Below are 253 nucleotides of genomic sequence, written 5' to 3' on the forward strand. Positions count from 1 at the left end.
TGCGGTTCACCCCGATAATCGCAACTTCCGGCTGGTTGATCACCGGCGTTGTCACCAGTCCGCCAAGATCACCGAGGCTGGTGACTGTGATCGTGGAACCAGAGAGCTCTTCACGTTTCGCCACGCCTTCGCGCGCGGCCACAGCAAGTCGTGTGATTTCTGCAGCCATTGCCCAGAGATCCATCACTTCCGCATGATGCAGCACCGGCACCATCAATCCGGTTGGCGTTTGTGTTGCCATACCGATATGGGC

Annotated in this window: 1 protein-coding gene; it reads right to left on the minus strand. The window is 58.1% G+C overall.

The annotated features are described in order from the left end of the window. A partial coding sequence (locus tag HBA93_RS22235) for a 2-oxo acid dehydrogenase subunit E2 (RefSeq protein WP_221724685.1) occupies positions 1-253 on the minus strand: 253 nt, incomplete at both ends.

It is taken from the genome of Ochrobactrum sp. SFR4, assembly GCF_019730395.1.
Lineage (GTDB): Bacteria > Pseudomonadota > Alphaproteobacteria > Rhizobiales > Rhizobiaceae > Pseudochrobactrum.